The 11,298-nt window shown below is 47.2% G+C and carries 5 protein-coding genes and 1 pseudogene; 3 read left to right on the forward strand and 3 right to left on the reverse strand.

Features of this window, described 5'->3' with window-relative positions:
- Positions 1–985 precede the first annotated feature (985 nt).
- Complete coding sequence (locus ABWH99_RS13655; protein ID WP_375582407.1) at positions 986–4,039, forward strand: SusC/RagA family TonB-linked outer membrane protein; 3,054 nt, start codon at positions 986–988, stop codon at positions 4,037–4,039.
- Positions 4,040–4,381: 342 nt separating this feature from the next.
- On the opposite strand, the gene ABWH99_RS13660 is transcribed toward ABWH99_RS13655, so the two are convergent.
- The gene (locus tag ABWH99_RS13660; protein WP_375582227.1) at positions 4,382–5,452 is read right to left on the reverse strand and encodes an IS110 family transposase; all 1,071 of its coding nucleotides are present in this window, start codon (positions 5,450–5,452) and stop codon (positions 4,382–4,384) included.
- 243 nt (positions 5,453–5,695) lie between these two features.
- Here ABWH99_RS13660 and ABWH99_RS13665 point away from each other — a divergent pair, with 243 nt between their 5' ends.
- Positions 5,696–7,252: a RagB/SusD family nutrient uptake outer membrane protein gene (locus ABWH99_RS13665; protein WP_375582408.1), complete on the forward strand. Its 1,557-nt coding sequence runs from the start codon at positions 5,696–5,698 to the stop codon at positions 7,250–7,252.
- A 160-nt stretch (positions 7,253–7,412) separates the two neighbouring features.
- Here the strand turns inward: ABWH99_RS13665 and ABWH99_RS13670 are convergent.
- Together ABWH99_RS13670 and ABWH99_RS13675 are read right to left on the reverse strand one after the other, a co-directional pair.
- A pseudogene (locus ABWH99_RS13670) lies at positions 7,413–9,570 on the reverse strand (molybdopterin cofactor-binding domain-containing protein).
- A gap of 2 nt (positions 9,571–9,572) precedes the next feature.
- Positions 9,573–10,034, reverse strand: coding sequence for a (2Fe-2S)-binding protein (locus tag ABWH99_RS13675; protein ID WP_375582409.1), 462 nt, complete (start codon positions 10,032–10,034; stop codon positions 9,573–9,575).
- A 426-nt stretch (positions 10,035–10,460) separates the two neighbouring features.
- Between ABWH99_RS13675 and ABWH99_RS13680 the strand changes: the two genes are divergently transcribed.
- Entirely contained in the window at positions 10,461–11,291 is an 831-nt protein-coding gene (locus ABWH99_RS13680) for a DUF5675 family protein (RefSeq protein WP_375582410.1), read from the forward strand.
- The last annotated feature ends 7 nt before the right edge of the window (positions 11,292–11,298 follow it).

An 11,298-nucleotide genomic window follows, 5' to 3' on the forward strand; every position in this document is an offset into this window, starting at 1 on the left:
AGAAGAAATCTTCCTGATTTTCGCTGATAATCTTCTTCCTGGCTGGCAAAGAGATGGTCGCGGGCGCCTGTATGATGCGTATGCCCGCGATAATTGTCACCTGTTTCCACGGTGTTTGTGGGAACCTGAGGTACCAATGGCAATGCCTGACCCTTAAGATCGTTTGTAAGACAGCCCTACAGAGGGAAGCGAACAGCCGAGGAATCCTACTGGTACAGGCAATTCCACCGAGAACGTGCGATCGATTGGAGATTCCAAGTTTTCGATGAGCGAAAATGGCTTAACAGCATTAGGTCTCGGCCCGAGGCATCGGCTCCATCGAGTTCCGCCTTGCAGCTCCCTATTCCCCCCTATCCCCAAGAACGTACCGTTCAGCACAGAAAATCGACGATTATTTTCCTTCTTTTAATCTAATTTAAAATTTATTTTTTTATGTAGTAAAAAATAGATATTTTTAACCTTCTCAAAACCAAAAGTTTTCGTTTTAAAGATAATGAAGGTAAAATCGAAATGTATACTGATTTTTCCTGCTCATATTTGTAGTCCTACAACTTTTTTACGAAATAATTTCTCATTTGGTACAAGAAGCAGTGATTTCCCAAAGTAACCTGCCATCGATTTAGTAATTTTAATCGTTTTTCGTATCAAATTAAGTATATTCTTTATTTGATATATATTATATATTCAATTTATCATAGAAATATAAAAACCCTTTATTAAATCAACTAGATCTTCTCCGGACTTAGCTGTTGCATACAAATCCCTACCTCTCCTACTGAATACCTGTGAACCCGTTTTCAGGGATCGGAGGAAGGTAGTAAAAAGCGCTTCGACGGAATGGATCAATCCACCGAAAACTATTTCTTATGTAGAGAATCAAAAATCGGAGAAGCTCCCACAGAATGGGGCACCGCCGCAGCATGTATTGCCAACACATCGCTAGCAGTAATAGTACAGGCAAATCACTACATTTCCCTTAAAAATTATGAAAAAACCACTACTCAGAGGAGTTGTATCAAACAAAACGATGGTTTTGTTGGTGGCAATACAGCTTCTGACCATTTATTCGACGAAAAGTCGCGCCCACTCCGCAACGCTCGACGCGTTCGGCATCCATTCCACCTACCACATCGTAGCAGCCCCCTTTCAACAACGCGCGGACGTAACGGTAACCGGTACGGTATCGGATCAGTCCGGTGAACCCATTCCAGGCGCCACCATATCCCTTCCCGGCACCACGATCGGTACGGCCACGGATTTGGATGGAAAATACGCCCTCACTGTGCCGGAAGGATCTGAAATAGTCGTTTCATTCATTGGCTTTGAAAGTCAGCGCATCAATATCGGTGCCCGGTCCATTATAAATGTTACGCTTACCGAGGCCACTTCCTCTTTGGACGAGGTGGTGGTAGTCGGCTTTGGTACCCAAAAACGGGCCAATGTCACCGGCGCGGTAAGTACCGTGGCTGGAGAAGATATTGCCAGACGGCCGGTTCTCAACACGGCTGCGGCCCTTCAAGGGACCACGCCGGGCCTGAGCATCCAAAATAATGGTGGAGCACCCGGTAACGAAAGTACAAGTATTCGAATTCGTGGCGTAGGTACGTTGAACAATGCCAATCCCCTAATCCTGATTGATGGTGTCGAACAGTCCTTAAGTACGGTGGAACCCACGAACATCGAAACCATTACGGTATTGAAGGATGCCGCTTCCGCCGCCATTTACGGTTCCAGGGCTGCCAACGGGGTCATATTGGTAACTACCAAAAGAGGCGCCAAAAGTGGCGTTGCGATCAATTATAATAATTTTGTGGGTTGGCAAAACCCCAATTTCTTTCCAGAACCAACCGACCCCGTTACCTGGATGCGGCTGGAAAACGAAGCACAGGCCAATGTGGGAGCTAATCCCACCTACAGCGAAACCTACATTGAAAACGTAGCCGCCGGTACCAATCCCTTGCAATATCCCTTTGCGGACTACGAGGGCGGGATTTTTAACCCAAATGCGTTTCAACAGCGGCATTCGCTATCGCTTTCCAGCGGAAGCGATGCGGGAAGAATTTTTGCGTCCATCAACTATGCAGATACAGACGGAATTCTTCAAAATTTCAATAACAAGCAGGTTACCATGCGGATCAATTCAGACCTGTACGCCAGTGACAAACTGACGATCAAAACCAACCTCATGTACCGAAATCGGGCCTTTAGTGGTCCGGGGTTTACCGGACAGCGAATCACGCAGGCGCTTCTACACATCAATCGAAACATTGTAATGGAGTATCCGGATGGAACCTATGACCTGGTTTCCGGGCAATGGAATGCCCGGGCGATGGTGAAGGAGGGCGAAACAAGCCGGATCAGTGACGACGTTTTTGGTCAGTTGGGTTTTGCTTATGCCATCAACGATGCCCTCTCTCTGGAAGGTAACGTGACCCTAAATACCACGTCTACGGATGGTTTCATCTTCCAAAATGGACTATCCGGCATGAGGAATTACCTCACCGGCGAATTGGTGAATGTGGGAGGTTGGTTTGCGACCTCAAGGCTTACCGAGACGCAGGAGAACCTTCGGGAACTTAGCCAACGGCTGTACCTGAACTACGACCAAACATTCGGGCTGCATACCATTCAGGGAACGGCAGGATACGAGGAAATCTACAATCAGTTCAAAGAGATTTCGGCTTCCAGAGACAATTTCTTTAGCAATGACTTGCGGGACATCAACGCAGGAGACATTCAAAATCAAACCACCGGGGGATATTCCGAGGAATGGCGCTTGCGTTCGTTCTTTGGAAGGGCAAACTACAATTTTGATGACCGGTACATGTTTCAGGCAAACGTACGGTACGATGGATCGTCCCGATTTGGAGAAGGCAATCGATGGGGAATCTTCCCGTCTTTCTCTGCGGGTTGGCGAATCTCGGAGGAAAATTTCATGAGTACCGGAGATACCTTCAGCAATTTGCGATTAAGGGGCTCCTGGGGACAACTTGGAAACCAACGAATTGGGCTTTACCGATACCTGAATACCTACAACCTCAACAATGGGTACCAATTTAATAACAATTTAGTGCCAGGAACAGCCATCACACGTGCAGGAAATCCAGACATTACCTGGGAGACCACCACGATGTCTAATATTGGGTTAGACATGGGTTTTATGGACGACCGAATTGAAGTCATTGCCGAGTACTTTTACAAATACACGGATGACATTCTGATTGAGCTGCCCATTCCGCAAACCATTGGGTACAGTCCCCCCGTCCAAAATGCAGCGGCGGTTTCCAACCGAGGTTGGGAAGTGGCTGTCAACTACAATAGCATCCCGGCACCCGATAATGGTTTTCAATATACGATTGGGGTAAACTTTTCGGATGTTGTGAATCGAATAGAGGACTTGAAGGGAACGGGTCCGTTTTTTCCGGACAAATTCACCGTCTGGACAGAAGGCGAATCCATCAACTCGTTGAGGGGACTTCAATCCCCCGGTATCTACCGAACGCAGGAAGACCTCGACAACTATCCGGCAACGATTTTTCCATCGGTTACGATCGGAGACATCATTTACGAAGATTTAAACGGGGACGGAGTCATCTCCCAATCCCTTTACCCAGCGGGTGATCAATACATCATGGGCAACGAGGATCCGAGGTATGAATTTGGTGTGCGATTTAGCGCTTCCTACAAGGGGTTTGACTTCTCCATGTTTTGGCAGGGCGTACTTCGCCAGCAACATTCGCTGGATGGGGCACTGATGGAAGGTCCAAACTACACGAATTTCATACCCACGACCATGGCTCGTGAGGCCTTTCATCCCGAAAGAAATCCTAACGGTTCCTGGCCGATGGTGCGTTCCGGAAACTCGGCAAATCTGATGGAATCCGATTTTTGGTTGCAAAACACCAGCTATCTGCGCTTGAAAAACTTCCAATTCGGATATACCATTCCGCAGAACGTGGTTGCAAACCTTCTATGTTGCTTTCCTAATTTGCGGGGATATTTTTTCTTGAGAAAGATACATTTTATCTTTAAAACATGAATCTGAAGAGGAAGTGGGCTCTGCTGGAGAGCAACCCACCAGCAATAGGGTTCATGACGGAGAATATACTCCCAGGCCCCTTTAGTTAGGGGCTTTTTTTATCTTTGAATTCTTTGTCTTTTGATAGCTTAAAAAACTCGTTTTACTACTATCAAAAACAGCAACTTACTCCATAAAACAACCTTCTATTAACAGACTCAATGAGCTGCATTGCCACATTTTAATTTATTGGATATTGGGCCGTAGCCTTCGAGATAACAGTCAACTTAGTTGCTGCAAGGTTTTTTAACGGTCCCAATAAAGGTTGGGGATTGTTTTACAGAATAATATGTTTGTGCGGTTTTATTTGACGACTCCAAGCACATAGGGCTGTTTGTTTTTCAATACGTATCTGATCCTGCTTAAAAGTTTCTTTGCTATTCTGGTTATGGCTTGATTGGCTTTCATCCTTTTGCAATATTGGTTATAGCTTTTTGCCAATGCCGGATCAGTCCTTGCAGCGACCCAGGCACATTCTATTAGAGCAGCTCTCAGCACCTTATGCCCCCTGGGGGTGATATTACCCGTTCTTTCGGTATCCCCGGATGAGTTGGTTGACGGTACAAGGCCGATAAAAGAGCATAGTTTGTCGAGGGAGTTGAACCTGTCCAGCCTTTCCAGCTCGGTCAATAGGGTCATTGCCGTCAAGAGCCCGATTCCTGGAATGGTCATCAATAACTTGATTTCCTGCTCATACTTTTCTGTTTTGGAAAGGGTTCGTATTTGGTTGGTGACATTTAGGGTGGTTTTCCGCATATGGTACAAAATGGACAGATGACTGTCCATTATTTGTTTTTCCACCATACCGAGTTCAAGTCCATCCAGCCATCTAAGAAGCTTTTTGTTCCATTTTGGGCTGTTTATTTCCCCGGGAATACTTATGCCGTTAAAATGGAGGCTGGCCTTGATCCTGTTTTTGATCCTGGTGGTATCATTGACGACAGTTTTTCTTAACCTCATAAGCCCCCTGTCACCAAGAGAGGCCAAAGAGGGTATGTAGATAGGGACCAGTTCCCCGTTTCTTAGGGACCGGGCAATTTTTTGGCTGTCCCTGGCATCCTCTTTCTGTACTTTTTCCTTGCCGGTTGTCGGAATATCAGCAGGATTGACCACAATGGAATTGAACCCAAGAGCGCAAAGCTTGTAATGAGTCCAGTATCCCGAGAATCCAGCCTCATAGGCACTGAAGTAGGTAGCACCCGGATAGTTCCGGACAAGATAATTGTACAAAGTCTCTGCACAGGGATCCTGTGAAAACGTGCGTTTATGAAGATTATCCATCATCACTGTAACTTTCCAGCTTTTGAGGTGGGCATCAATACCCACATAAATGTTTTGGCCGGAAAAATCGTTTTTGTTAACTTGTGTTTGCATAAGTTTCGGAGGTTATAGCATGGTTCTAGAAAACTTAATCTAATGATTTCCTGAAACTTATGCTATTGCTCTTGCAAACATATGGCCTTCGGGTCTACATCTCCGGAGAAAACATGCTGACATTTACAGAAACAGAATTGTTTGACCCAGAAACTCCCCGGGGTAGAAGTCAGTTTTTTCCTCACAGCAGGCTTTTTAGTGGCGGTGTAAGTGTTGGGTTTTAATCAAAAAAATAGAAAAAAGATGAACATTATAAAAAATACGACGAAACACATCGGCATGGCCTGCTTGTTTTTGGCCATGGTTGCGTGCGATCAGGGCCTGGACCTGTTGCCTCCGGGAGAGGTATCCGAACTGATATACTGGCAAGAAGAAAAAGATGCTAGATTGGCTGTAAACGGGATATATGTGGAATTGGACGGTCAATTGATGGTGAAAGAGCTGGACGCCGTTACCGATATCGGCTTTCGTGCACCTTCCGGTCCCGGTTCCCTACATGACGTATCCATGGGCTCCTTTGACCCGGTGAATGCAGCAATCGGTTCCCAATGGAACCGATACTATAGAGGCGTGCAGCGCGCAAACAACGTGCTAGCAAATATCAATAGAATTGAGCAGGCAGATCCAGAGTTATTGTCCCGATACGGGGCAGAGGCCCGATTCCTGCGTGCGTTCTTCTATACCCAATTGAGCAGTCTTTGGGGAGATGTGCCACTCATCACCGAACCTTTGGATGTGACCGCTCAGGTCGGACGAACGGCCAGGGAAGACGTGGTCGATTTTGTCATTGCCGAACTGGACCAAATCATCCAGGGCAACCAATTGCCGCTGAACTATTCACAGGATATCGGTAGGGCCACCATGGGCGCCGCATTGGCGTTAAAGGCACGGGTAGCGTATCGAAACGAACGGTATGCGGTGGCCAGGGATGCAGCCAAAGCCGTTATGGATTTGGGCATCTACGAACTCTATCCGAATTACGAGGAATTGTTTCAGTATGCGGGCCAAAACTCGTCAGAGGTAATTTTTGACCGGCAGTACACCGTCGGTGGTGACACCTACAATGCCTTTTCCTTTTCAGCAGCATCGATTGGCGGAGGATCCGTGGTTGAACCCATACATAATTTGTTTTTAAAATACGGCTACAAAGGTCCACAGAACCCCAACGATCCGTTTGAAAATATTGACCCCCGTTGGTCCTATACTTCGTACTATACCGGCCAACCGATTGGCTCAAGTACCTTCAACTCTCTACCGGATAGTCCTACCCCGGATAGGGTCAGGTCTACGGAGTTTTCGACGGTACACGGGTACAATCTAAAGAAGTGGGTAGATTACGAAGCTGATAGAAGCAACCCAAATACCGGATCGATCAACATGATCCTGATCCGGTATGCCGATGTCCTGTTAATGTATGCCGAGTCAAAAATAGAACTGAACGAAATTGATGAATCGGTGTACGAGGCCATTAACAGTGTCCGGGAAAGGCCGACCGTGGAAATGCCACCAATTACAGCGGGAAAAACACAAGAGGAACTTCGATCGATCATTCGTGACGAGCGCGCGGTGGAGCTGGCCTTTGAAGGCTTGCGGCTATTCGATATGAATCGATGGGAAATTGGAGCGGATAAGATAGGTACCGTAGAAGGGCTGTATTATTTTAACGAGACCTCTGGACAGTGGGAAACCATCACCAGCGGCCTAAACCGGAATTTCAGGCCGGAAAGGGACTATCTGTGGCCAATTCCACAAAGCGAAATGGAGATCAACGACGCAATCACACAAAACCCGAACTATTAACACGGGGAATACATCAAGAAAAAAAGCCACAAATAATAAATTTGTGGCTTTTTTTATTTCTACGTACAAACGTCCGTAACGAGCAATGACTTCCGCATCGTTGAAAATACAGGAAGATCAGCAGGCTGATTCGTTGATCCTCACCCCTGCGCTCCTCTCATCAAGCAGGATCTCCGAGAGTAACATTTTTCATCTCCTCCTGCTCCATGAAGGGCTGATTCCGGACCCGTTTTCCAGAGGCTTTGTAAATGGCATTGGCAATCGCTCCACCTGTGGGCGGTAAGGCCGGTTCGCCCAATCCGGTTGGGTCGATTCCATTGTCGATAAAATGGGTTTCGATCTCTGGAATTTCATTCATTTTTATCAACCGGTAGGTATCGAAATTTTTCTGATCGGCAATGCCATCCGTGAAGGTCATGTTGGTAAACATGGCATGACCCATACCGTCCACCATTCCCCCACGCACCTGCTGATCGGCTCCGGTGGGATTGACCACGATTCCACAGTCTGTGACCGCATAGATTTTATCCAATTTGGGTTTGCCTTCTACTATTCTGGCTTCGGCCACCTGGGCCACGTACGATCGATGGGAAAAATACACACTGAAGCCCTGGGAGACGCCAGGTTTCTTTCCCCAGCCGGATTTTTCCGCTGCGGTTTCCACGACAGTCCGCATGCGGTCAATATCGTAATGGATTTCGCCTACCGGGTTCTTTTTTGCACGGTCCAGCAGTTCCAACCTGAACGTTACCGGATCCTTTCCCGCGGCCTCGGCAACTTCGTCCAGAAAGGATTGCTCGGCAAAGGCCAGGAAATTGGTAATCGGGGCCCGCCATGCATTGGTCGTAATCGGCGATTTGTACTCAAGGGACTCTATCAATAGATTATCCACCGATCCTGAGGGGAAATTATTTTCCCGGGTACAATTACCCGCATTGATACCGACCCCTCTCAATTTGTACCCAATCAGGTTGTTCTCGCTATCCAGGGCCGCTTCGAAACGGTATTTTACAGCAGGACGATAGGCACCCCCTGTCAAATCATCTTCTCTGGACCAGGTTAATTTTACCGGTGCCTGAAGCATTTTTGAGAGTTCCACCGCTTCTTCGACAAAATCCGCCCGCAATCGTCGACCAAATCCACCACCCAAGCGGGTCATTTCCACGGTTACTTTCTCTGGCGGCAGGCCACAGATTTCGGCCGCAGCTTTTCTGGCCCGATCAGGAGTCTGGGTAGGACCGATTAATTCCACGCCATCTGCCTTCACATGGGCGAAAAAGTTCATCGGCTCCATGGGACTGTGGGAAAGAAACGGACATTGGTATTCGCTTTTAATTACCCTTGCGGCGGAACGGAATGCGGCGTTCACGTCTCCATCTTTTCTTTTCACATCTCCCTTCCCGGAGGCCAGCATTTCATCAAACACCCGGTTATGAAACTCCGTGGACTCCAGCTTGCCATCTATCGGCTCATAGGTAATTTTTAGTAATTTCTTTGCTTTCATTAGTGGCCAGGTGGATTCACCGATTACGGCCACGTTGCTCTTTAAAGGTCACAACGTCTTTCACTCCTTTCACCGCTCTGGCTGCCTCGGCATCTACAGACTTGAGCTTCATGCCGAACGGAGGACGCTGTATCATGGCCTGCACCATCCCTTCCCGGTAAAAATCCAATCCATACAAGGGCTTCCCTGTAAACATGGCGCGGTTGTCCACATTTTTTATTGGCGTACCGATGATCTTAAAATCTTTTTTATTCTTAAGTGCAACGTCCTCCGGTACAGGTACCAGTGCCGCTTCGTTTGCCAGTTCTCCGTAGGTAAGTTTTTTTGACCCGTGGATTACGTGCCCATTTTCCGTGCGCAGGTCCGCGGCCGAAACACCCAATCGATTGGCTGCCGCCTGAACGAGCATTTGCCGGGCCGTAGCTCCTGCCTTTCGCAAACGCTCCCAGGAATGAGGCATGGCACCCGATCCTCCGGTGACCTGCCGATCGTATTTTTCTGTATCCAAAAAAGCCTGTTTGACACGAACCTTCGACCAATCAACGTCTAACTCTTCGGCCACAATCATCGGAAAGGAAGTTTTGATATTTTGCCCCAACTCCGGATTGGGCGAATAAATCACTACGTGATCGGTAGGCGAAATGGACAAATAGCTGTTGAAATTCAATGCGCTGTCTAGTATCTCCTCTTCGCTCACCACTTTCATTTTCGGAGAATCGCAGCTGGACCAGTTAAAACCGATCAAAAGGCCTCCTCCCGCGGTGGCAGCAATTTTTAAGAAATCTCTTCGGTTTGTTTTCAATGCTTTTTCCATGATTACTTGGTTTTAGCGGATGCCAATTTAACTGCTTCCTTGATTCGGTGATAGGTACCACATCGGCAGATATTGGCGTTCATACCTGCCACAATTTCTTCGTCACTGGGTTGGGGATTCTTCTTTAATAAAGCAGCTGCTGTCATTATTTGGCCTGCCTGACAATACCCACATTGCGCCACATCTACCTCTTCCCAGGCTTGTTGAACCGGATGGTCTCCGTTTTCGGATAATCCTTCTATTGTGGTGATTGCGTCGTTTTGTACCGACGATACCGGTAACACGCAGGACCGCCTGGCCTCGTCATTGACATGCACGGTGCAGGCGCCACATTGGGCCACCCCGCAGGAATACTTTGTACCTACCAGGCCAAGGGTGTCCCGAAGCACCCACAACAATGGGGTATCTTCTTCCACGTCTACCTCGTAGTTCCTGCCGTTGATTTGAAGTTTGTAGTTAGCCATTTTAGTACATCTATTGTTGGTGCTTGAAAATACAATTTTTTATTTCGAATTTCAATGAATTCCCTTATTGAAGGTAGAATTTTTTGATAAAGGGAATTCGGTAACCGCTCTAACCGATTACCCAATTTACCCGAACCTATCGCACTGATTTACAGCCGGTATGTTAGTAAATTTACAGCTATGTTCAGGAATAACCTGCAGATCCATCCATAAATTGACTTTACCGTGCACAATTCATACTTTTTCTAAATAAGCCCGCGCATGGCCGATATTTTTTCAGGTACCGACTCCTGCATAGCAAGCTGACCGGAATTTGATACGAACAAAGCGCAATTGTTTTTTTGATCTTCCTGTTTTAATAATTATATTTTGATTTAAAATAAATCAACCCTACTTTATGCGCACATTGTACCCATTTAATCGACAATGAAACGGTTTTTAGGACTACTTTTCGTCGCCTTGATCGTCCTGGTGCTGGTCCTATTGGTTACCAGACCCGGGTTGCTACAATCCATTTGGTTATGGTTGGTCGGTTTTATTGGGTACGTTGTTTATTTTATCAATAGAGGTGCGAAGAACCTGTTGGCTTTGTTCAAACAGGAACCGGCCCCTTCGCCGGCAGCGTCGGCTCAAGACGATGCTGCCGCATCGGATTTAGGGAAGATTGAGAAATCCAAGCCCGAGCCGCAGGGAAAATCTCCTCTCCTTGAGCGATTACCCGAGACCTATCCGGATGCCTGGGAAAAACTTGGCGACACCGCCGTTACGGTACTTCGGTACCTTGACGATGGAACTACCACACTTGGATTGCTATACCTGGGCAATCGGTTTTTCTGTTATACCTTGGAAGATAGCCATCGGGACCTGAAAATACCCGGGCAGACCCGCATCCCAGAAGGCAGGTATCCACTTTCTATCAACGGGAATCTTACCGAGTTGACCCAACGATACCGGAATCGATTTCCCTGGTTCGAATTCCACATTGAAATAAAGAACATTCCCAATTTTGACCTGGTGTACTTACATATTGGAAATAGCCACCAGGATACCCGCGGATGCATCCTACTCGCAGACGGAGTAAACGCGGGGTCTTCGGAGAAAATGGTCTCCCAATCCCAACGGGCATATGAACGGTTTTACCGGTCCATTTACCCTAGACTTACCTCACAGTCTTCGTTAGAAATAACTGTTCTTAACGAGGACTGGGTGGAACGCGCAGGAATCCGACAAAAACATCGTGTCCCGGCCATAGGCTGAATATTTA

It is taken from the genome of Cyclobacterium xiamenense (genome assembly GCF_042140265.1).
GTDB lineage: Bacteria > Bacteroidota > Bacteroidia > Cytophagales > Cyclobacteriaceae > Cyclobacterium > Cyclobacterium xiamenense_A.

Coding starts and splice junctions, on each gene's coding strand:
- ABWH99_RS13665 (WP_375582408.1), top strand. CDS start 5,696: ATGAACATTATAAAAAATACGACGAAACACATCGGCATGGCCTGCTTG.
- ABWH99_RS13660 (WP_375582227.1), bottom strand. CDS start 5,452: ATGCAAACACAAGTTAACAAAAACGATTTTTCCGGCCAAAACATTTAT.
- ABWH99_RS13655 (WP_375582407.1), top strand. CDS start 986: ATGAAAAAACCACTACTCAGAGGAGTTGTATCAAACAAAACGATGGTT.
- ABWH99_RS13680 (WP_375582410.1), top strand. CDS start 10,461: ATGAAACGGTTTTTAGGACTACTTTTCGTCGCCTTGATCGTCCTGGTG.
- ABWH99_RS13675 (WP_375582409.1), bottom strand. CDS start 10,034: ATGGCTAACTACAAACTTCAAATCAACGGCAGGAACTACGAGGTAGAC.